The 22,972-nt window shown below is 41.6% G+C and carries 17 protein-coding genes; 12 read left to right on the forward strand and 5 right to left on the reverse strand.

The window, feature by feature from the left end:
* Window positions 1-173: 173 nt before the first annotated feature.
* Window positions 174-1,946, forward strand: a complete 1,773-nt coding sequence (locus IGJ74_RS04975; protein WP_008377255.1) for an oleate hydratase — start codon at window positions 174-176, stop codon at window positions 1,944-1,946.
* 87 nt (window positions 1,947-2,033) lie between these two features.
* On the opposite strand, the gene IGJ74_RS04980 is transcribed toward IGJ74_RS04975, so the two are convergent.
* On the reverse strand, window positions 2,034-2,822 hold the full coding sequence (locus tag IGJ74_RS04980; protein ID WP_005237356.1) for a MerR family transcriptional regulator: 789 nt from the start codon (window positions 2,820-2,822) through the stop codon (window positions 2,034-2,036).
* Window positions 2,823-2,895: 73 nt separating this feature from the next.
* Between IGJ74_RS04980 and IGJ74_RS04985 the strand changes: the two genes are divergently transcribed.
* The 4 genes from IGJ74_RS04985 to IGJ74_RS05000 all read left to right on the forward strand — a co-directional run bounded on the left by IGJ74_RS04985 (window position 2,896) and on the right by IGJ74_RS05000 (window position 7,464).
* Window positions 2,896-3,519 carry a GNAT family N-acetyltransferase gene (locus IGJ74_RS04985; protein ID WP_034878738.1) on the forward strand — a complete coding sequence of 208 codons (624 nt, stop codon included), beginning with the start codon at window positions 2,896-2,898 and terminating at the stop codon, window positions 3,517-3,519.
* A 156-nt stretch (window positions 3,520-3,675) separates the two neighbouring features.
* Complete coding sequence (locus IGJ74_RS04990) at window positions 3,676-4,515, forward strand: Cof-type HAD-IIB family hydrolase (protein WP_005237353.1); 840 nt, start codon at window positions 3,676-3,678, stop codon at window positions 4,513-4,515.
* Between the two features lie 108 nt (window positions 4,516-4,623).
* Entirely contained in the window at window positions 4,624-5,571 is a 948-nt protein-coding gene (locus IGJ74_RS04995) for a hypothetical protein (RefSeq protein WP_005237351.1), read from the forward strand.
* Between the two features lie 228 nt (window positions 5,572-5,799).
* Window positions 5,800-7,464 carry a peptide ABC transporter substrate-binding protein gene (locus IGJ74_RS05000; protein ID WP_005237349.1) on the forward strand — a complete coding sequence of 555 codons (1,665 nt, stop codon included), beginning with the start codon at window positions 5,800-5,802 and terminating at the stop codon, window positions 7,462-7,464.
* A 193-nt stretch (window positions 7,465-7,657) separates the two neighbouring features.
* Here IGJ74_RS05000 and IGJ74_RS05005 read toward each other — a convergent pair whose 3' ends face one another.
* Together IGJ74_RS05005 and IGJ74_RS05010 are read right to left on the reverse strand one after the other, a co-directional pair.
* Window positions 7,658-8,239: a polymer-forming cytoskeletal protein gene (locus IGJ74_RS05005; RefSeq protein ID WP_005237347.1), complete on the reverse strand. Its 582-nt coding sequence runs from the start codon at window positions 8,237-8,239 to the stop codon at window positions 7,658-7,660.
* Window positions 8,240-8,484: 245 nt separating this feature from the next.
* The gene (locus tag IGJ74_RS05010) at window positions 8,485-9,294 is read right to left on the reverse strand and encodes a MurR/RpiR family transcriptional regulator (protein ID WP_008377267.1); all 810 of its coding nucleotides are present in this window, start codon (window positions 9,292-9,294) and stop codon (window positions 8,485-8,487) included.
* Between the two features lie 107 nt (window positions 9,295-9,401).
* On the opposite strand from IGJ74_RS05010, the gene IGJ74_RS05015 reads away from it, so the two are divergent.
* The 5 genes from IGJ74_RS05015 to IGJ74_RS05035 all read left to right on the forward strand — a co-directional run bounded on the left by IGJ74_RS05015 (window position 9,402) and on the right by IGJ74_RS05035 (window position 15,534).
* Window positions 9,402-11,273, forward strand: a complete 1,872-nt coding sequence (locus tag IGJ74_RS05015; RefSeq protein WP_087664404.1) for a beta-glucoside-specific PTS transporter subunit IIABC — start codon at window positions 9,402-9,404, stop codon at window positions 11,271-11,273.
* Entirely contained in the window at window positions 11,270-12,712 is a 1,443-nt protein-coding gene (locus IGJ74_RS05020; RefSeq protein WP_005237340.1) for a glycoside hydrolase family 1 protein, read from the forward strand. Before IGJ74_RS05015 ends, IGJ74_RS05020 begins: the two co-directional genes overlap by 4 nt.
* A gap of 1 nt (window position 12,713) precedes the next feature.
* Complete coding sequence (locus IGJ74_RS05025) at window positions 12,714-14,174, forward strand: glycoside hydrolase family 1 protein (protein WP_087664403.1); 1,461 nt, start codon at window positions 12,714-12,716, stop codon at window positions 14,172-14,174.
* Window positions 14,175-14,421: 247 nt separating this feature from the next.
* Window positions 14,422-14,622, forward strand: a complete 201-nt coding sequence (locus IGJ74_RS05030; protein WP_005225331.1) for a cold-shock protein — start codon at window positions 14,422-14,424, stop codon at window positions 14,620-14,622.
* 558 nt (window positions 14,623-15,180) lie between these two features.
* Window positions 15,181-15,534, forward strand: coding sequence for a nuclear transport factor 2 family protein (locus tag IGJ74_RS05035; protein WP_087664402.1), 354 nt, complete (start codon window positions 15,181-15,183; stop codon window positions 15,532-15,534).
* 451 nt (window positions 15,535-15,985) lie between these two features.
* Here the strand turns inward: IGJ74_RS05035 and IGJ74_RS05040 are convergent, their stop codons facing one another.
* Window positions 15,986-17,386, reverse strand: coding sequence for a metallophosphoesterase (locus IGJ74_RS05040; protein ID WP_087664401.1), 1,401 nt, complete (start codon window positions 17,384-17,386; stop codon window positions 15,986-15,988).
* A gap of 392 nt (window positions 17,387-17,778) precedes the next feature.
* Here IGJ74_RS05040 and IGJ74_RS05045 point away from each other — a divergent pair, with 392 nt between their 5' ends.
* Window positions 17,779-19,161 carry a CHAP domain-containing protein gene (locus tag IGJ74_RS05045; protein ID WP_223347066.1) on the forward strand — a complete coding sequence of 461 codons (1,383 nt, stop codon included), beginning with the start codon at window positions 17,779-17,781 and terminating at the stop codon, window positions 19,159-19,161.
* A gap of 163 nt (window positions 19,162-19,324) precedes the next feature.
* Here the strand turns inward: IGJ74_RS05045 and IGJ74_RS05050 are convergent, their stop codons facing one another.
* Window positions 19,325-21,463, reverse strand: coding sequence for a UvrD-helicase domain-containing protein (locus IGJ74_RS05050; RefSeq protein ID WP_194199594.1), 2,139 nt, complete (start codon window positions 21,461-21,463; stop codon window positions 19,325-19,327).
* Window positions 21,464-21,726: 263 nt separating this feature from the next.
* On the opposite strand from IGJ74_RS05050, the gene IGJ74_RS05055 reads away from it, so the two are divergent.
* A complete protein-coding gene (locus IGJ74_RS05055; protein WP_086332109.1) occupies window positions 21,727-22,764 on the forward strand; it encodes an NADH:flavin oxidoreductase/NADH oxidase in 1,038 nt (345 codons plus the stop codon).
* Window positions 22,765-22,972 lie beyond the last annotated feature (208 nt).

Consider the following 22,972-nt stretch of genomic DNA (forward strand, 5'->3'; position numbering starts at 1 on the left):
TTAGGGGCGCTTTTTGTGCTGGGCGCAGATCTTCTAAAAGGTGGGATTTTGCCCTTGTTTTTTTGACAAAAAGGCCGATTTGTCAAAATCACTTGTTTTTACTAGTACAAATTTTTGTCAAAAAAAATAGTTACTGATACCATAAAAACGTACCAATATTAGGAGGGATCTACATGAGATATACGAACGGAAATTACGAAGCTTTTGCAAGAAGCAGAAAACCGAAAGATGTCGAAAAGAAAGAAGCCTATATTGTTGGTGGTGGATTAGCAGGACTTGCTGCGGCAGTCTTCTTGATCCGTGACGGCCATATGGCTGGTGAGAAAATCCACGTCCTTGAAGAACTTTCTTTATCAGGCGGTTCATTAGACGGAAAATTCATTCCCCATGATGGATTTGTGACCCGCGGCGGTCGAGAAATGGAAAATCATTTTGAGTGTCTGTGGGATCTATTTCGCTCGATTCCGTCTTTGGAGGTGGAAGATGCTTCAGTGTTAGATGAGTTTTACTGGTTGGATCACGATGATCCAAATTCGTCTAACTGTCGGATCATCCACAATCGCGGCCAACGAGCAGCAGATGATGGAGAATTTACCTTGTCTGCTACAGCACAAAAAGAATTGACTCAATTATTTATGACTTCAGAAGATCAATTGATCGGGAAAAAAATCGAAGATGTTTTTGGCGAAGAATTCTTTGAATCCAATTTTTGGCTATACTGGTGTACGATGTTCGCCTTTGAAAAATGGCATTCGGCGATTGAAATGCGTCGCTATGTGTTGCGTTTTGTGCATCATATCGATGGCTTGCCTGATTTTACCGCGTTAAAATTTACCCGTTACAACCAATATGAGTCATTGGTCAAACCACTACTTGCTTATTTGGAAGAACAAGGAGTCGACTTCCAATATGAATGCACAGTCAGCAATATCGATGTTCGGATCGTGGGCGAGGAAAAAGTTGCTCAAAAACTTGTGCTAGAAAAAGCGGGGGCAATCGAAGAAATTCCTTTGTCAGAAGATGACTTGGTCTTTGTTACCAACGGATCGATCACTGAAAGTTCCACGCAAGGGGACCATTATACTCCAGCGCCTATCTCAAAAGCACCTGGTGGTAGCTGGCGTTTATGGAAAAACTTGGCGGCGCAATCGCCTGAGTTTGGTCATCCAGAAGTCTTTTATGAAAACTTACCTGAAGAAAGCTGGTTTGTTTCGGCAACTGTCACTTGGCAAAATTTTGATGTTGAACCTTATTTAGAAAAATTGACCCATCGCAAGTTGCGAACAGGCAGAATCGTCACTGGCGGGATCATCACCATCAAAGATTCCAATTGGATGATGAGCTTTGCGACCCATCGCCAACCGCACTTTAAAGAACAAAAAGACCAACAAACGATCACATGGGTGTATGGATTGTTGTCAAATACGCCAGGAAACTACATCAAAAAACCAATTGAACAATGTTCGGGACAAGAAATCGTGCAAGAACTGCTTTACCATTTAGGCGTGCCGGAAGCAGAAATCCAACGCATTTCAAAAGAATCAAGTGTGGCAGTTCCGGTTTACATGCCGTTTATCACTTCCTACTTCATGCTGCGTGAGCCAGGGGATCGGCCATTGGTTATTCCAAATGGCTCCAAAAACTTAGCTTTTATCGGTAATTTCGCAGAGACTGAAAGAGACACTGTTTTTACAACAGAGTATTCCGTTCGGACTGCAATGGAGGCTGTTTATCAGCTATTAGATGTGGAACGCGGGGTACCAGAAGTGTTTGCTTCCGCTTATGATCTGCGTACCTTGGCCAAAGCTGTCTATTATCTGACCGATAAGAAAAAAATCACGGAAATGGAGCTACCATTTATCGAACGGAAACTATTGGAAGGATTCGTTAAGAAAACCGAACATACCTACATTGGCGATCTGTTGAAAGAAAACCATTTGATTTAATTAAAACACAACGACGGCGAGGCGAAAGAAACTGCTCGTGGTCGTTGCGTTTTTTCATTTACTTTTTAGTGTTGTTTAGACGAATCCTTATTCCTCAGATAAAATCCGTACTTGGATCTCTGTCAAATAAGCTTGCTCGTTGCTAAGGGTCGTTTCATGGATCGATCGTTCATAGAAGTAGTCATCGATTTGCCATTGGTGCGCTGCAATCAGCTGCTTGAGTTTTTGATAGAACTGCTTCAATCCTTCGTCATCCCCCTGATAAATGGTGGTTAAATAGCAACCTGCTGGTTTCACGAAGGAAGCTCGTTGTGGTTCTTCTTGCCGCACATAAACGTAGTCGATGTCCTGCGTATTGTCTTTGTTCGTCCGAATCATAAAACCGTATTCGTTATTCGAGAAAAGATAAGGCTGTGCCATCAAAAGGTCGTAGGCTTGGGTGATCATCTCTGGGATGCTGCTGCCGTTTAATCTAGGACTAAGGGAGAAATACTCCTCTGGCTGTTCCTTCAAGGTGAAGGGGGAAGTTTTTTCTGCAGCCAGACGCAAGTCCGCTGCTTTTCGTTCGATGATTTTTTGGATGTTGGACAACTGCTGAATTTTTTCATCGATGGTTTGCCGCTTGGCTTCCAATAAGTTTCTCATGGTCTCGGCATCCCCCTGCAACGCTGTTTGAATCTCTTTTAAGGGCATCGATAATTCTTTCAATGACAGGATCAATCCGAGATCCAAAAGTTGATCAAGGGAATAATACCGGTACCCGTTCTCGTCTTTGCTATTTGGTTGAAATAGCCCAATCTCGTCATAATAGTGGAGTGTCCGAGGATTGATTCGCGCTAAGCGTGCCATTTCCGATACTTTTAATTTGGTTTTCATGGCGCTCCTCCTTGACTTTACAGTTACTGTAAACTTTATACTAAAGATAGTCAACTACTGGGAGGAAGATAGAATGAATAAACAAGTAACATATCGACCATTTAAACGAGAAGATCTGCCTGCGCTTGTGCAAGTAATTATTGATAGCTGGAACTACGACAAGCAATTTGACCAGAAGACCGCCAAACACTTTGCTCATGTCTTTTTGTGTTATGAACTTGCCCGTGCTACCTATTCACGTGTGGCTCTTTTAAATGGTGAAGCTGTCGGTATCTTATTAGCAGACAGTAAAAGAGGGAAGAAGCTTCATCCAATGCGCTATTGGGGGAAAACGATGTGGCATGCTGGCTGCTTAGTGCTTTCTAATCAAGGGAGAAACACGCTGCTGCATTATGCCAAAGAGGTGGCTGAGTTAAATCAAGCGATGTTGAAAGACTTACAAATTCCTTTTCAGACCGAAGTTGGTTTGTTTGCCGTTAGTCCCAAAACACAAGGATTGGGTGTAGGCAAGCAACTCTTTACTTCCTTCTTAGCGATGGTCCAGCATGATAAAACAGCTCCGTTTTTCCTTTATACCGATACCACTTGTAATTACGGTTTTTATGAGCATATGGGCTTGAAGCGGGCAGCTGCTGTGAAACGCTGGATCAAAAAGCCGATCAAGAAGGAAATCGAGTTTTATATCTATACTTCCTAAGAGTGCAGCGATGCACTCTTTTTTTCATTGGCTAGTATGGTAAACTGGAAGCAAAGAAGGACAAGAAAGCTGTTTTCGTTTTATGGAAACGGCGCTTGTTTTGGTCGAAAGCGATGGATCAATTCGCTTTCGTAAAAAGGATGGGAATGGGAAAGGATGGTTTATTTGGAAAAAAAGCAGATTGGGTTTATTTTAAGTGATATCGATGGGACGATCTTGGATCATAAACATCAAATCGATCCGGTTTTGATTGAAGAAATCAAACGGTTGAAGCAGCAAGCGATTCCTTTTGTTTTGGCTTCCGCTCGCTCCCCGAAAGGAATGCTACCGATAGCTGAAGAATTAGAGATAGAAGACTGGCCCTTGGCTTGCTACAACGGTGCCCTGATTGGACGGTACGATCATACGGGTACGCTTGTACCAATATTTAGTCATGAGGTCAAAAAAGCAGAAGCAAAGACTTTGGTTGCTCGCATCAAAGCTGATTTTCCTGCCGTTTCCATCAATGTCTACTCTGGTGATCAGTGGTATTGCGAAAGAGTGGATCAGTGGGCACAGGCAGAAGCGGCGATTACCAAAGAGACCCCTTTGGAAACTTCATTGGAACAACTGTTGGCACAAGAAGCTTTTGAGGTACATAAGTTTCTTTTGATCGGCACAACGGCAGAAATCCAAGCGCTTCATGCTGCCTGCCAGAACGCTGACTTTTTAGAAAGCGCCTTTTATTTATCCAAAGAGAATTATTTGGAAGTCACTCATCAAGCTGTGGGAAAAGATAAGGCGCTAAATGAATTAGCGGCCTATTTCCAAGTGCCGCTGGCGCAAACCTTAGCGATCGGCGATAATTTTAATGACCTGCCAATGATTGCTTCAGCCGGTATCGGTGTTGCGATGGAGAATGCGCCCGATTTGGTCAAAGCAAAAGCTGATTTTGTGACGGCTAGCAATACAGACCATGGGGTTGCTGATGCATTGCGGCGATTTGTCACAGAATAAATAAAAAAACTAGGTTTTTTGAACAAATTGATTGACTTTCATTTCTACTCTCCTTAAACTTTTAGCTATACCTAAAAAGGTAAGTGTTTGTTGGAAAGAAGGAGAAAAATGAATAAGAAGATCGAGAAGACATTGACCAAATTTGCCGAGCCGTTGGGGCTCTCAGTTGATACTTCCACCGGGGTGATTTATGGAACGTATCATAGTTATAAACTTTTTTTAGTTCAAGAGAATAACAATAGTTATTCTCTTGTGGCTCATTTTTCCCTTAGCAAAGAGGGGGAACTTCCGAACCAAGAAGAAGTCAAAGAAGTTTTAAGTGAGTCAAAAGAGATCACCGACTGTGTGATCCAAGGATATCAAGTTGCCTATACATTACGCGGAGCGATGACTGCAGGGAAAACTGTGGACAAGATCCGTACTGCGTTGGACCAATTGACGAATTTCTTGAAGACGAAAGCTTACCAAAATGCTTGTACCTTCTGCGGAACGATCACTGAGCCGGTTTCGCTGTATGCTATTAGCGGCACTCCCGTCATTGCGTGTGAAGCTTGCTTTAAGAAACAACAAGAAGCGGTCCTTGCACAAGAACGGGAAAAAGGGCAGAAAAAAGAAAATTGGCTAGCTGGAACAGTGGGCGCGTTTCTTGGTTCACTGATTGGTGCCGGCGCAATTATTTTATTAGGACAACTGGGATATGTAGCTGCATTGTCTGGAATCGCAATGGCGATCTGTGCCATCAAAGGGTATGAATTATTAGGTGGAAAACTCAGTACAAAAGGTATTATTAGTAGTATCATCGTCATGATCATTATGGTCTATGTCGGGAATCGTATCGACTGGTCGATCAGTGTAGCGAATTATTACACAGACGTTGATGTCTTCTACGCTTTCCGTATTTTACCTGATTTGATTCGTGAAGGGTATTTGGAAGCGAGTCAATATTACGGGAACTTAGGTCTGGTCTATCTCTTTACGGCGATTGGGGCTATTCCAACTATTATCGCTGCGGTACGAGAGGGGAAAGTGACGCGTCAAAGCTATAAAATGGAGTAATCCACTTTTCTATCCAAAGATAAAAAAGCGCAAAGCGCGATCTCTTTCGCTTTGTGTTTTTTGTTTTTGTGTCATAAATAATAACATGCAGTGTTAACATAAAAAATAAATAATAATAAAATGAGAAAAATAGCTTGCTTTTATAATTAATATTTATTAAAATCTTATTTACATTCAGAGTTTTGTAATAATTCTGAAAATTTTGGATTTTCATAAGGGGTAGGTAAGATGAAGAAAAAATGGGGATATGGTGTCATCGCTGTTTGTGGAATCGTATTAGCAGGTTGCTCAACAGGAGGGACATCAAGTACAGGTGAAAGTTCAAGTGGTAGTGGGACAGCAGCTGCCGAACAAATTTTTAATGTTGTGGTTCAACAAGAAATGCCTAGTGCTGATCTATCCTTAGCCACCGATACGATCAGTTTCAGTGCTTTAAATAATGTGTATGAAGGGTTGTACCGCTTAGATGCTGATAGTAAGCCCGAACCAGCAGGTGCCGCCGAATTAGCGGAAGTCAGTGAAGATGGTCTGACCTATAAATTGAAATTACGTGAAGATGCCAAATGGTCAAATGGAGAACCAGTAACAGCAGCGGATTATGTCTTTGGCTGGCAACGCACCGTAAGTGCGGAAACAGGTTCTGAATATGCGTACTTATTTGCGCCCGTAACCAATGCCGAAGCGATAACAGCAGGTGAAAAAGATGCCTCAGAATTGGGGATCAAAGCAGTCAGCGACTATGAATTAGAAATCACGCTGACGACACCTACGCCATACTTCCAATACTTATTGGCATTTCCATCCTTCTTCCCACAAAGCCAAGCAGTCGTAGAAGACAACGGCGATCAATATGCTTCAACAAGCGACAATGCCGTTTACAATGGACCGTTTGTGTTAGCTGGCTTTGATGGTCCAGGAACCGATACAGAATGGTCATATGAAAAGAACGACCAATATTGGGATAAAGATACGGTGAAACTTGATACGATCAATGTCAGTGTCGTAAAAGAATCATCGACCTCTTTGAATCTATTCCAGGATGGGCAAGCGGACGACGTCATCTTAACAGGAGAATTGGCGCAGCAAATGGCCAATGATGAAGCGTTTGTGTCAGAACCATTAGCCCGTACTTCCTATATCGAGTTGAATCAGCGAGAAGAAGATTCGCCATTTCGCAATGAGGATCTGCGTAAAGCAATCTCTTATGCCATCGATCGTGATGCATTAGTGACATCGATTTTAGGTGATGGTTCATTGGCTTCCACAGGATTGATACCAAAAGGAATGACCTTTAACCCAACTGATAATACTGATTTTGTCGATGAAGCGGAAAGTGTCATTGAATACGATCAAGAAAAAGCCAAAGAACATTGGGAAAAAGCCAAAGAGGCTTTGGGAATCGATTCTTTAAGTTTTGAAATTTTGGCCTCTGACACAGACTCAACCAAAAAAGCCATTGAATATATTCAAAGTGCGATTCAAGATACGCTTGATGGGGTGAAAGTTAGCCTAAGTCCAGTACCTTTCTCCGTTCGCCTTGATCGTTCAAACTCAGGTGATTTTGATGTCGTTATGGGTGGCTGGGGTGCTGACTATGCGGATGCCAGCAGTTTTACAGATCTATTTGTAACCGATAATTCATACAACCGAGGTCGTTGGACAAGCGATGAGTACGATGCAGCAGTGAAATCATCTGCCACGACAAATGCTGGCAATCCAGATGCCCGCTGGCAAGATTTGTTGGATGCAGAGAAAATCATCATGGATCAACAAGGGGTTATCCCTGTGTACCAAAACGTTGAAGCTCATTTACGTGCACCAAAAGTAAAAGGGGTCGTTTCTCACGGTGCCGGTGCGCAATACGATTACAAGTGGGCAGTTATTGAAGAATAAGCGCCTAAAGAAGAAGCTGGTTTTGCGTAAGCAAGCCAGTTTTTTTCTTGTGCTTTGTTCTTACTTACACAATGTTAGTAATGAGAGCGGATGCAATTGTTTATAAAAAAACAAAAAAAAGTTGACAAGGATCAATGATCAACTTGTCAACCTCGTTTTTTCTTCATCTATTTCACAGAAATCCAGTGAAAGATTATTCGCTAACTGTTACGTCGCCTGTTACAGAAGCGCCATCTTCGTCAAGTGTTGCTGAATCTTGGAATTCTTTTGAAGTGAATGTTACGTTACCTTCAACTTTTGCACCGTTCAATACAAAGCCGTTTGCATTCACTTCAACGTCACCTTTGATTACACCGTGAACGATGTTGAAGTTTTCTGAGTTAACGATCAATTTAGGAACAGTTACTGTGTACTCAGCTGTTACGTTGCGGTCTTCATCTTGTGAGTACAATGCAAATTTACGGTAGATATCAGCTGAGTCATCGCCTTTATCATGGAATTCGCCATCAACGGTTACATCGTTATCAAATGTCATGTCAGCAGTTACAGCAACGATCCAGTTACCATCTGCACCCAATGCTTTTTCAATGACTGAAGTTTGGTCACTGATAGAAGCAGTTGAAACAACATCATCTGATGATTCAGTTGATGCAGCAGTTGAAGCTGCTGTTGATGATGAGCTTGCAGCTGTGTCGTTATCTGAACTACATGCAGCTAAAAGAGTGCCTCCCATAAGCAATGATGCAGCGATTAAAGTGATTTTAGTTTTTTTCATGTTTCCTTCTCCTTTGTATTCCCATAGTTTTCTTAAAAACAAAATGATTATACCATACCGAAGTGAAGTTTGTGAAACAAAAAACATAAATGAGGAGAAATTTAATAAATATCAGCCTAGGATTAAAAAAATTTCAAAGAAACTAGGAATAAATGCGTGACGCTTACGAATGAATGAGACATCTCATTCACAAAGAACCCTCCATTATGGAGGAAATGCACTTCTTCTATAATGGAGGGTCATTACTACATTCGCTTTCGATCAGTCAACTGCTTGAACTTCGATACGATCAAATCCATGATGAACTGATACATAAAGGCATGGGTTTGGAAATGGGTTTGATGAGGGAAGATGATGGCTTCTTGGACAAAGGGAAGTTCCGAGATCTGTGGGTTGGCGGTGATCACAATGACTTTGGCTTTGGTTCGATCAAAGAAATCTTTTCGAGGCGTTCCATTTCGAATTTGTTGCTTGGTCAGGTAGTCACCGGAATTGGTAAAAATAATAAAAAGCGATTCTTCATCGGCAGATTTGATGATTTCTTCTTGTACGAGATCGTCTTGGAAGGTCCGAATGAACTTGCCGTTGTAAGCTAGTTTGATCTGGAAATCAATAGCAGCCGATTCTGAGAATAATATTCCAAAAGCAAAGACATTTTTATGCGAAACAATTGCTTGTGCGACCCGTTCGATGGCTGGCAGATCAAGATGATGCCGCAGATAATCGATGTCTTGTATCACTGCGTCAAAATAGGAGTCTACGCCTTCTTGCTCCAAAGCAGACAAAATATTCGAGCGATAATTTAGCGGATTGTTGAAGCGGTTCTCGATGAAAGCTGCGTTGTCTTTTAAATCACCATAGTCATCAAAGCCTAAGGTACGGGCGAATTTTGAAACGGTTGACTTTGACACATGGCAAAGAGCGGCGAATTCACCAATACTTAGAGTTTGGATCTGATCGTAATAGTTGATCATGGTCAAACCGATATAGTAGTTGGTGGAATCAGTGGGTGCATTATTTAAAAGATTCAATAAACGAATGATTAAGAGGCCCATTTTCTTTCCTTTCTTGTAAGCAGTTTCCAAATTGCGAACTTTCGCAGGTGAGAGAAAAAAATCTGCTATAGTAACGCCATAAAGCGCTTTATAAATCAAACACGGGAGTGAGTCATTTGGCAAAAGATTATTCAAAACTTGCTAGTGAAATTATAGCACAGGTCGGTGGGGAACAAAATATCGTTAGCCTGTATCATTGCATCACTAGATTGCGTTTTAAGTTGAAAGATGTCGAGTTGGCACGAAAAAATAAGAACAAAATTCAGCAGCTTGATGGGGTATTGTCAGTCATTGAAGGAAATGGCCAGTTTCAAGTCGTGATCGGGAATCATGTGGCAGATGTTTTTCAAACGATCATGAGCAAGTATTCGATCCAAAACGCTTTGGAAAGTGATAGAGATGCCGAAGAATCAACAGAAAAACAAGGCAATGTATTTATCCGATTCTTCAATGTATTGTCTGCGATCTTTAATCCAATCATTGTTGCGCTTGCAGGGGCAGGGATGTTGAAAGCTTTACTAGTTGTTTTTACGACCTATCATTTGATGGACGCAGAAGGAAGCACCTATAAAATATTAGCTGCTGCTGGCAATAGTGTCTTTTATTTCTTGCCTTTATTTTTAGCGATCAGTGCAGCGCGGATTTTCAAAGTCAATATGTTTATTGCTTTAGCAATCGTTGGGGCGTTGCTGGAGCCGAATTTTACAGCAATGGTGACGGAAAACGGTGTGACGGTTGATTTCTTTGGCATCCCAGCTGTGCTGATGGGGTATTCGGGTACCGTGATTCCAGCGATCGTTTCGATCTATATCTACTCGCACTTGGAACGCCTACTCAAACGGATCATTCCTAAGAGTATCGAGATTTTTGCTCTATCGCTAGTGGCTCTTTTGATCATGGTGCCTCTGACCGTTTTGATCATTGGACCGGTAGGTGTAATGCTTGGGGACGGTTTAGGCAATGCCATGAACTTTATCAGCGATAAGAGTGGGCTGTTGGCTGGCTTGTTGATCGGTGGCGGTTGGACATTCTTAGTAATGATCGGGATCCATTGGGGAGTTGTACCGATCATGGTCAATAACCTAGCGGTATATGGCTATGATACGCTGCGCCCGATGATCGCAGCAGCAACATTTGCGAGTGCTGGGGTTGCTTTAGGTGTATTTTTACGCTCTCGCAGAAAAGAAACCAAAGGTCTGGCGCTATCTTCCTTGCTTCCAGCATTGCTTGGAGGAATTACAGAACCCATCGTCTATGGACTTTCGGTAAAATTTAAAAAGCCGTTGATTGCTCAAACCATCGTTGGTGCCATTGCTGGTGCGTTTATGGGCATGATGCAAACCAAGGCCATCGTCTATGTTTTTCCAGCATTGACGACATTGCCAGCTTTCTTTGGGGACACCTTTGTGTACTATTTGATCGGCATTGCCTTTGCGTTCTTCGGTACTGCTATTTTGACCTATGTATTAGGATTTGAAGAAACGCTAGAACCTGTTTTAGAAGAAGGTGCAGGGCTGCAAGTGATGACACCAGTTGCTGGTGAAGCGATCACGCTTGATGATGTCAAAGATGAAGTATTTTCTTCTCGAGCAATGGGAGATGGATTAGCCGTTTATCCATCAGCCGGCTATATTTATGCACCACTTACTGGTACGGTTGTGACAGTGTTTCCAACTGGACATGCTTTTGGGATCCAATCAGCTGCTGGGACGGAAGTGTTGGTTCATATCGGCTTAGACACGGTTGATTTAGCAAAAGGCGTGTTTGAGATTTCGGTGAAACAAGGGGATCAAGTCGTGAAGGGGCAAAAAATTGGCACCTTTGACTTAGCAAAAATTATTGGAAAAGGATATGATCCGACAACCATGTTGGTCTTTACCAGTGTGATCAAAGAAGATGCATTGACAGTTGTGGATCAAGCGAAAAAAGACGTTACCGCATTGGTAGCAAATGATTTATTAAAAGGAGCGATTTCATGAGTGTATTTCCAAAAAATTTCCTATGGGGCGGCGCAATCGCCGCAAATCAAGCCGAAGGAGCTTATTTGGAAGGAGGAAAAGGATTAAGCGTAGCAGATATTTTACCAGTTGGTGAAAAACGTATTGAGCAAGTTTCACTGCAGCTTGAAGAGGAAAACTTTTATCCGAGCCATGAAGCCATCGACTTTTATCATCGGTACCCAGAAGACATTGAACTGTTTGCGGAAATGGGCTTGAAGTGTTTGCGTACCTCAATTGCTTGGAGTCGCATTTTTCCGAATGGGGATGAGACGGAACCGAATGAAGCAGGTTTACAATTTTATGACGATTTATTTGATGCCTTGAATGAAAAAGGGATCCAACCAGTTGTTACGTTAGCTCACTTTGAGACACCACTGCATTTGGTAACGAAATATGGTGGTTGGCAAAATCGTGCACTGATCGATTTTTTTGATCGGTATACAAAAGTGGTTTTTGCACGCTATAAAGGGAAAGTGAAATATTGGATGACTTTCAATGAAATCAACCATACCCATACGATCCCTTTACTCGCAGCAGGTATCGATGTGTTTTCTTTCGAGACTGAAGAAGAAAAATTACAGGCACTTTATCAAGCGAGTCATAATATGTTTGTTGCAAGTGCCAAAGCAGTTCTGAATGGGAAGGCAGTAGATGAAAACAATCAGATTGGCTGTATGCTGTCACTGAGTCCGATTTATCCTGCAACGTGCAACCCGCAAGATGTTTTTGAATCGTATCAACTGCGCCGTCGTTCTTTGTTTTATAGTGATGTGCAATTGCGAGGAGCGTATCCTGAATACTTCGACCGCATCGTGAAGGATAATCATCTGTTGCTGGACATTACAGAAGAAGATCTAGCGATCATTAAAGCGGGGACCTGCGATTATTTAGGCTTTAGTTTTTACCGCAGCTCATTACATGAAGCGGGCATGAAAATTTTAGGTAATACTGGCGGATTATTGGGGAAAAAGAATCCTTACCTAAAAGAAACTGCTTGGGGATGGCCGATCGATCCGTTGGCATTACGCTATGTTTGCAGCGAATTGACTGATCGCTATCAAAAACCATTATTTATCGTTGAAAACGGAATTGGTTTAAAGGATGTTGTCAATGAAGATGGATCGATCGTCGATGAAGAACGGATGGCTTATTTGAAAGACCATGTAAAGGCAATGGCGGAATCGATCAAAGATGGCGCAACGATTCTAGGCTATACATGGTGGGGACCGATCGATATCGTTTCTGCGGGGACAGGAGAGATGGAAAAACGATACGGCTTTATCTATGTCGATAAGCAAAATGATGGTAGCGGAGATCTTTCCCGCAAGAAAAAAGCTAGTTTTGCGTATTATCAGCAAGTGATCGCCACGAATGGGGAAGCGTTGGCGTACGAATCATTTTTGAAAGGCGGCAAGTAAAATGAAAAGTTATTTTCCAAAAGATTTCCTCTGGGGGGGAGCAACAGCTGCCAACCAAGTTGAAGGAGGTTCTGGGATCGATGGAAAAGGCTTGTCGGTTTCTGATGTCTATCTGTTCGATTCCTCAATGCCGAAAGAACGTTGGACTGACCAATGGCATATGATGACTCATCAGCAAGTTGCAGAAGCACAGGATCCTAACAGCACGAAATACTATCCGAAAAGACAGGGCATCGATTTTTATCATCACTTTAAAGAAGATATTCGCTTATTTGCTGAGATGGGCTTCAAAGCCTATCGGATGTCAATTGCTTGGACACGGATCTTTCCAAAGGGGAATGAGGTAGAGCCAAACGAAGCTGGATTGGCATTTTACGACGCAGTCTTTGATGAATGTTTGAAGTATGGGATTGAACCAGTGGTATCACTATCCCATTATGAGATGCCTTTGTATTTAGTGACTGAGTATGGAGGATGGCCGAATCGGCAAGTGATCGACTTTTATGTCCGTTTTGCCAAGACCGTGATTGAGCGATACCAAAAGAAAGTCAAATACTGGGTGACTTTTAATGAAATCAACTGTGTCAAACACCATCCATATGTTAGTGTTGGGATCATTGAAGAAGGCCATCCAAATATTGAACAAGACAAGTACCAAGGGGCGCACCATCAATTTGTCGCCAGCGCAATCGTGACTGACTTTTGCCATCGATTGATTCCCGATGCCAAGGTCGGCTGTATGATCAGCTATCAATTATTAACGCCGTACAGCTGTGATCCAGATGATGTCCAAAAAACAGTCGAAAGTCAACGAACCTCACTCTTTTTCAGTGATGTGCAGGCAAGAGGCTATTATCCAGCATATGCCAACCGCATGTTTGAAGAAAAAGGAGTGGAATTGGTGATCGAACCAGGAGATTTAGAAGTCATCCGGGAAAACCCTGTGGATTTTGTTTCCTTCAGTTACTATATGTCCAGTGCAGTCAGCGCGCATCCAGAACGATTGGAAAGTGCTGTCGGGAATTTGATTACTGGTGGGATCAAAAACCCCTATTTGCCAAGCAGTAAATGGGGTTGGCAGATCGATCCCAAAGGGTTGCGAACAGCATTGAATCAACTCTATGATCGCTACCAAAAACCTTTGTTTATTGCCGAAAACGGTTTGGGAGCAGAGGATGTCGTAAACGAAGATGGCACCATCGATGATTTTTATCGAATCGACTATCTGCGTCAGCATATTGAACAAATCAATGAAGCGTTGCATGATGGCGTCGAGGTCTTTGGCTATACGGCATGGGGCTGCATCGATATCATCAGTGCTTCGACCTCACAAATGTCGAAACGCTATGGTTTTATCTACGTCGACCAAGACGATGAAGGCAATGGCACAAAGAAACGCATCAAGAAAGCGTCATTTGATTGGTACAAAAAAGTAATTGCTTCAAACGGCGCAACTCTTTGATTTTTGATTCTTCCAGATAAAGCAATTGCTAGGCTTAATCATAAGGTTTCTTAACAATTTAGCTTTTTATCAAGAAAAAAAGCCAACTTTATTTGCTATTTTATTTTAACCATGCTATGATGAATAGGTAAAGTTCTGATATGTTAATACTTGTTTATCTTTTCTATTGATACACACTTCAATTACACATCATTTTCTATTACAAACAAATAAACACAGTCGATGTGTAATATGGAGGTATACGTTTATGAATAACGGTACAGTAAAATGGTTTAATGCAGATAAAGGTTTTGGATTTATTACAGGTGAAGACGGCAATGATGTATTTGCTCACTTCTCAGCTATCCAAGGCGACGGCTTCAAAACTTTAGAAGAAGGTCAAGCAGTGACTTTCGACGTTGAAGAAGGCCAACGTGGCTTACAAGCAACAAACATTGTTAAAGGTTAATTGACGTTAACAAGCGAGAATCCATTGGGTTCTCGCTTTTTTTGTTTTATTTTATATAAATATTGAAATGGATCGGGTGTTGATGATCTGCTACAAGAGAATAGTTGCAGGTTTTGAGGACCTGACATGGTAAATAGTACATCTTTGATTTCACTATTCAACTAGCCCTAAGCGTCGCGGTTTACTTACCTATGATTTCTCATTCGATGATAAGCGTATAAAAAGAAAGAGGGGCTGTATACCGTATTCAATAAATTAATAAAGTGGTTGAATAGGTTTAGTGGCGTTGCTACCATTAAAAGCAATGATTACTAGTGATTCAAATGGCATGACTCATGTGAATGGAATAAAGAAACAGGTAAAGCGAAACATGCTACGATTCAATATATGGTACCCCGTACTTATACAAGAGTAATCGATGTGAAAGATCGATATTTCTTATTCGTTTCATCGATATTGTCTTGAATGAATTGTAAAAGTAGAATATATTGGTACAAATTAGCTGCTTTTTTTATTGGAGATGGGAACAAAGATGATTACATTTCGAGGGGGATTTATATGAAGCCAAAAGAAATACTTTGCCAATGGGTTGATGCGTTTAATCAGGCAGATGTAGAAATTATTTCAGAATTATATGATGAGAATGCAATAAACCACCAGGTTGCTAATGAGCCAGTTGTTGGGAAACAAGCGATCAAGCAGATGTTTGAGCAAGATTTTTCTAACGCAAAAATGGTTTGTATCGTTGAGAACATTTTCGAAGATGGACAATGGGCAATTTTAGAGTGGCGTGACCCCTTAGGTTTGAGAGGTTGCGGTTTTTTTCAAATAGTAAATGATAAAATTTTATTTCAAAGAGGCTACTGGGATAAATTATCTTTCTTAAAACAGCACGACTTGCCTATTGAATAAAAGGAATTCCCTTATAGGAATGGTTAGCAGATATGCATGACAGGAAGGTTAATCGCTTCACGTAGAATTCTTAAAGGAGCAACACTGTTTGAAAACAATACCTTTTGTTTTAAGTAATGATTAAGAATAAGTTAGTTTACTTCCGTCGGCGCCTAGTTGCGTGGTATAGTTATTGATAAGCGACAAATATTTTTGTACCACACGTTACTTGTTTTGAAGAAATTTATTCAAACCTGGCGTAACTTCAGAGTTACAAGGATACAATAGAGGTTAGGGATTGTATCGTTTAAATGAGAAATAAATAATAGTAGTAATAGTATGCTGCACTTTCAAAGAATAAATATTGACTCGTCAGATAGCCTTCTCGTTTACCCAAACGAGAGGGCTATCGTTCATTAGAAAAGAAAAAGTGTCTTTTTCCTAAAAGAAAGGAAGAAGACACTTTTTGGCTTTATTCTGCTGTGAGGGGGATCGTCAGCTTGCGATCATCGGTTTGATCGTCGAGCATTGAGTCGACATATTGCTTCAAAAAGTAAGAATAGGTCGCTAACCACTGATACTCCTCGGAGTCTTTGATGGCAGCTATTTCCTCGACTGAGTAAGTATCATTGCCAGTAAAAAGGGCCGTGTTCAGCTTCGTGACAAACGTGCAAAGTTGTGTGATCTGGGCTTCTGACAGTTCAGACACGGCGGACAATTGGTCGCGGACCAGTTGGTCGGTGTCATTTTCAAAAATATTTTTCTGGTAGTTTTGATAGTCCAGTAACTGTTCATCAGTTTGCTTCGTTTCAGCCGCCCAAGCATCGAGATCAATCTGCCGAGCTTCGTAGTCGATATCTTTGTCAGAAAGAGAAAGGACGCCGTAGCCTAATTCTGCTGTTGAATAAGACCCAGTGACTGCTTCATAAAGCGAATCATTCCCTTCGTTAATGTCTTGAATGTGGATATGACCAGAGAAAACGGCTGGCACGTTGAAGCGTTCCAACAAAGCGACAGTCTCAGAGGCGTTGTTGAGAACATAACCGTCTTGTAACAATTTATTATGACTGAACAAGTTATGGTGTAAAAAGACCAGTGGTACTTGCTCTGCTTCTTTTGTCAGGGTTAATTGCTCCTCCAACCAGGTTAGAGTAGCTGGTTTCAACTCACCATTCGTTGTAGGCTCATCCCAATTAACCTCAGAATCGTAGATACATGAATCTAGTAAAAAGAGGCGATACTTGTCATTTAACTGAATGCTGTAGCTAAGGGAAGACTTGTCGATACTGTTGGCTTTTTCGTAACCTTCAGCAAAAATCGTTTGAAAATCCTCAGGACTGATTTGATCGGCATAGTATTCCTTTTCACCTTGAAATGCTCGCGCCCAACCATTGTAAATCTCGTGGTTGCCAGGTAATGCTAAAACCATAATGCCAGCTTCTTGCAATGGTTCAAGCAATCTTGCCAACTCTTGAGCACTTGCTTTCTCGCCATTGAGCGTCATATCACCGGTCAAAATAATTCCCGTTGGTTTCTCCTTTAAGGCTTGAGCGGTGAAGGCCTCGATTGATTGTTCTTGATACATCATCTCTTTGCCAGCAGCTCCTTGCGTGAAGGTCTGAAAGGCTTCGCCATTATCATGAAGCGTGGAGGAAAGAAAATGAATATCACTTAAGAGCCAAAACTCACTGTTGCTTGCCTGTTGCAAAGGTGTATCGGCTTCATGCACCTTACGAAATTGAAAGAATAACAGGAAACAGGTGACAAAAAGTGTAAGAAGTGCCAATGGCCAAAACCATTTTTTGTGTGTACGAATCGCGATTCCCTCCTCGCTTGTTTTATTTATTATAGGAAGGAAAAGGAATCTTGTCACATAAAGGGTCTTTTTTTGAAAGATTTCTTGTTTTCATAGTTTTTCTTGTTAAGATAATTCCGAAAAAACTATAAGTGCTCTTATTTAGGTGCTTTTATGTGATAAAAATAACTAAAATAGAAAGAACATCATTTTTTGAAAATGAAAAGAAAACGCGGTGTTTCATTCAGAAACATTGATTTAACGGTCTTTAATTGTTCTGTTATTTATCGCTGAGATAAAGGAAGTGTTAGATTGAAACATTTTTGTAACATTTCCTTTATCTGTGTGTCATATCATTATGGTAGAATTCATTTGTCGTTAAATCGAACATTAAACTTTCTTAGACAAAATTAAGTTTTTATAAAGGCAGTTCATCTGTCAAATCAACCAGCTAGTCGGAGGAAAAACGAGTGAAGAATAGTTTGTTATCAGCATTAATGGTGTGTTCACTAACATTAACCGCAGTTGCAGCACCTGCATTAGCATTTGCAGATTCCATTGATGATCAAATCGAGCAGCAAGACCAAAAAATCAATTCTCTTAAAGGTCAGCAAGCTGACGCCCAATCACAGATCGATTCTCTAGAAGCAGAAATTGAAACAGTGAGTGCAAAAGTTGCTTCATTAGAAGCAAAACAAGTTGAGTTAGGTCAAGAAGCTGAGAAATTGCAAGACAAAATCGCAACATTGAAATTGCGTATTGCCAAACGTGAAGAAGCAATTCAAAAGCAAGCCCGTGATGTACAAGTTAACGGTCAAAGCACCAATTTCATTGATGCTGTTTTAGAAGCAGATTCTTTAACGGATGTTATCGGTCGCGTACAAGCGATGACAACGATCGTCAATGCAAACAATGATTTAGTTGAACAACAAAAACAAGACAAACAAGATGTTGAAGACAAAGTCAAAGAAAACGAAAGCAAGATCCAAGAAGTTGCTGCAAACCAAGCAGAACTTAGCCAACAAAAAGATGCCATTGCAGCAAAACAAGCTGATTTAAATGTCTTGAAAGCAAACTTAGCAGCAGAACAAGCAACTGCTGAAAAAGACAAAGATGCATTGAACAAGAAAAAACAAGAAGCGGAAGCTGAAAAAGCCCGTATCTTGAAAGAACAACAAGAAGCTGCTGCTGCTCAAAAAGCAGAAGAAGAAAGACAAGCTGCTGCTTTGAAAGAAGCACAAGAAGAAGCTGCTGCCCAATCAACAGAGAGCACGACAGAAAATACAGTTGCTTCTACTGAAACAGCAACAAGTAGTTCTTCAAGCAACACAAGCTCAAGTTCAAGCAATACTAGCAGTTCTAACAGCTCAAGTTCATCGAACACAAGCTCTTCGAACAATGGTTCAAGCAATTCAAGTTCAAGTAACTCAGGTTCAAACTCTTCATCAAACAATGATTCTACCGGAAGTACTTCTACAGGCGGCGGAAAAGATCATTCAAGCTCAGGGAACATGTATGCTTGGGGTCAATGTACTTGGTACGTGAAAAACCGCGCTCCTTGGGTAGGTACTTACTGGGGTAACGGGGCCCAATGGGGTGCGTCAGCTGCAGCTGATGGGTACACTGTCAATGGTACACCAGCAGCCGGTGCTGTTGTAGTCTTTGCCGCTGGTCAATCAGTTGGTGGCGTTTGGACTGCTGATCCAACTTATGGTCACGTAGCCTATGTTGAATCATACAACCCATCAAACAATACGATCACGATCTCTCAAGGCGGAATGGGCTTTGACAGTCCTGGTGGACCAAACACTGCAACATTGAGCGCATCTGGATATACTTACATCCATCGCTAATCAAATCAAAAGCAAAGCATCAACGCAATCGCGTTGATGCTTTTTTATTTGATCGATCGCTTTCTAAATCGGTCAGACAAGAGAATTACCCAGAGAGACAAGACAGGGTTCTCTCAAATCTTATCAAGATTCTATAGAAAATAGGAGGTTTCTCGTTCTACTATCAAATAGTGAGAAACGGTGAAAAGGTCGTTTTTGAAGTTACCATCAGTTCTTCCATTGCACGAGAAATCGCCGTATAGAGAATCCGCTGATCTTGATCGGTATGATAATTTTCTGCTGAAACATCATATAAAAGAACCTGCTTAAATTCCAATCCTTTGGCAAGATGAATCGGTAAAACCGTTCCATGAAATGACACGGCCTGTTTATCGAAGAATTGTTTAAGCTCTTCACTGGATCGACTATCTTTTGTGATGATCGTTACTGGCTGCTTAAGTTCCTTTACTATGTCTACCAAGGCAACGTCAGTCAGATTGGCATAAAACTGTGGCAACTTTCCTGCTGGTCGAACGGCAGAGATTTTTAAATTGGTTTCTTTTGGTAGCATTTGAGCAAATAACCGTGTGATTACACCGCTAGACCGATAACTCGTAGTCAGCTGATACGTTTCGAGGGATTTCGCCTGTTGTTGAAATATCGTTTGGATTTCTGATACGGTGATGGCACTTGTAAAAATCGCCTGTTGCTGATCCCCCACGAGGGTGAAAGCGGTCATAGGAAAAAGACATAATAGAAACTGCAGTTGTGCTGGCGTATAATCTTGGACTTCGTCGATAAAGAGATAGCGCAAAGCAGGGACAGGTTGTTTTTCGGCCACCAAATGACGTATCAGCAATAGACAAACAGTATAATCCAAACTATCTGTTGTTTGCGTCAAAGTGATCTGTCCATGAGTAAAATAGTCGGCACTGTCTGCTAACAATTGTTTCGTATCAAACCACGTAAGGTCGTTGATTTGTTTCGTAACTTTTGCATATTTTTTCTTTAGGAGGCGAAGGGCTGCTTTCTGAATCGTTTTTTCTGAATCATCTTTTAAAACTGTCCCTAAAAGGGGTCGTTGTTCATCTTCAGTCAAAGAACGAACTTGGTCGTGAACATTCGCTGCTAAGGCATTTTTTTGCAATCGTTCCTCCCAAGCGTAAGCCAATTTCTTTTTGACAGCTTGGATGCGATCGCGCAAGGGTGCCTGTTTCGGTGTTTCTTGGAAGAAAGTGTCGATCGTTTCTTCAGAAAAAAGGACGACGTTTTTTCTTTTGATTGGTTTAAACTGAAGCACAAGTTCTTCTGGCAGCTGTTTGCTCAAGGATTGAAGAAAGCGGCTGAAGTCAGCACTGCGTAAAAGTTCGATTGCTTCACTGGGTGCTTGCTGGATGCGGTCAAAATAAGCCTCTTCCGATTCTAAGTCAACGCTAGGAAATGCTTGGCAAAACTGCCGCATGGTCAACGTCAATGGATTTTTTTCACCGAGGGAAGGCAGCACTTGCGAAATATAATCAATAAACCGCGAATTCGGGGAGAGGATCAAGACATTCTCTGCGGTCATCTCTTCACGAAAATGGTACAGCAAAAAGGCGATCCGCTGCATGACAGCAGAAGTTTTTCCGCTTCCAGCAACACCGTTGACCAGTAGGTTTTTATGCGCTAAGTCACGGATGATGACGTTTTGTTCGTGTTGGATCGAAGCAGTGATATCCTGCATTTTTTGGCTATTATTGGCTTCAAGGGCTGCCAGTAACACGTCATCTTGAATCGCCACTGAGGTATCAAAGGCTTGCTTCAATTGATCTTTTTCGATAATAAATTGACGGCGTTGTTCAAGAACGGCAGAAATCGTCTGATTGTTCACTTGATAAGAGACCGGACCCAAGCGTTTGGCATAGAACAATTCGGCAATTGGGGAGCGCCAATCATAGATCAGCCCTTCCTTATTTTCATTAACAAAACCATTGATCCCAATGTAAAAATCTTCTATCGTTTCCTCATCTTCAAATTGTAGGGAGATTTTACCAAAGTAGGGACTATCCAGAAGACGGTCGATGGCAGCTAATTCACGTTCAGCAGATTGAAGAGCGGCGTTCATTTGGTCGATCTCACGATTCTTACTTTCGATGGCAGCAAAAGTATCTAAACGGTCAGCAAAATTATCAAAGTTTAAGCGAATCTCTTCGCCGATGCTTTGCATCGCAAGGCGATCTTTTTTTCTGCCTTCAGTCAAGAAACTGTTCAGCACTGTCTTTCGTGTTAGCAATTGCTGGTACGTGTCTGCGAGATGCTTCTTTTCAGCCTTTAGGTTGTTCATTCAGACTCACATCCATTCTCCAAAGTAACTCAATTATACGGGCATCCACCAAAAATACTAGTCTATTTTTTTGACTCTGGATGCGGTATAATAATAGTGGGAAGAGGCAGCTGATTGTTCCAATGTCATGGGAGCAAGCAGAATGCGTCTATTTTTTTGTTTTAAAAATGAGAAAAAGGGTCATTGCTTGTGTTTTTGAAGGGGCTGTTTATACTGAATATAGAGAAAAATACAAAGCGAAAAATCGTTGAGGGAGTGTCAACATGTCCAAACTATTGTCACCAGTGAAGCTAGCGAATTTAACATTGGCCAACCGCGTCGTTATGTCGCCGATGTGTATGTATGAAGTAAAAAAAGAAGACGGTGTTGCGGAGCCCTTTCATTTTGTTCACTATGGGGCACGAGCATTAAGCAAAGCCGGATTGATCATTATCGAAGCAACTGCCGTTGAACCAGACGGACGAATCACAAACAATGATCTAGGGTTATGGAATGAAGAACAGCAAACAGAACTGACGAAATTGGTGGAACTGCTGCATGGTTTCAATGCGCAAGTAGGCATCCAACTAAGCCATGCAGGACGAAAAGCAGTTGATGCCACCAATCCTTTGGCACCAAGTGCCGTTGCCTTTAACGAACGCTACCCGTTACCGTCAGAAATGACCCTGGCGGAGATCAAACGGGTGCAAGACAGTTTTGTTCAGGCTGCCCAACGAGCAGCTAATGCGGGTGTCGCGATGATCGAACTTCATGGGGCTCATGGCTACTTGATGGACCAATTTCTTTCGCCATTCGTCAATCAACGCACCGACCAGTATGGTGGTTCCTTAGAGAATCGGTATCGCTTTGTAAAAGAAACGGTACAAGCAGTTCGGGCGGTCTTTTCTGGGGCATTGTGGATGCGCTTGTCACTGACAGACTATGAAGAACCAGGACGCCAAAATTCGTTGGAAGATTGGCAGCAAGTAGCCCAATGGCTTCAAGCAGATGGCATTGATTGTCTTGATTGCTCAACCGGTGGTGTGGTGGATAAAAAGCCTAATATTCCGATCTATGATGGCTACCAAGTGCCCTTTGCTGCAGCCATCAAGCAAGTGGTCGATATTCCCGTAGCAGCAGTCGGTTTATTGGATAATCCTGATCTTTGCGAATATCTTTTGCAAACCAATCAAGTGGATTTGGTTTTACAAGGCCGCGCGTTGATCAGAAATGTCAACTGGTTGGCAGATGCAGCGGCTAAACTTCACGATAAGTCCTTTCAAGCGTACAATGATTCCTATCAACGTGGGGTGAAACGTTGAATCACGTTTTATTACATGAGAGTTGATTCGAAAGAATGTCTTGTAAGTGTAGAGATCGGGAATGGAAGAAAAGTAGAGATTTACTTGCGGTTTTTCTTTCAAGAAAATTTTTAGTATAGGTATTAATCGAAATAAGAGAACAATGGACGATGATTTGTCGTTCCTTGTTCTTTTTTTGACTTTTATAGATCAACTTTATGAACGTACC

Origin of the sequence: Enterococcus sp. AZ009, assembly GCF_050548785.1 — a bacterium.
GTDB classification, from domain to species: Bacteria; Bacillota; Bacilli; order Lactobacillales; family Enterococcaceae; genus Enterococcus_D; species Enterococcus_D entomosocium.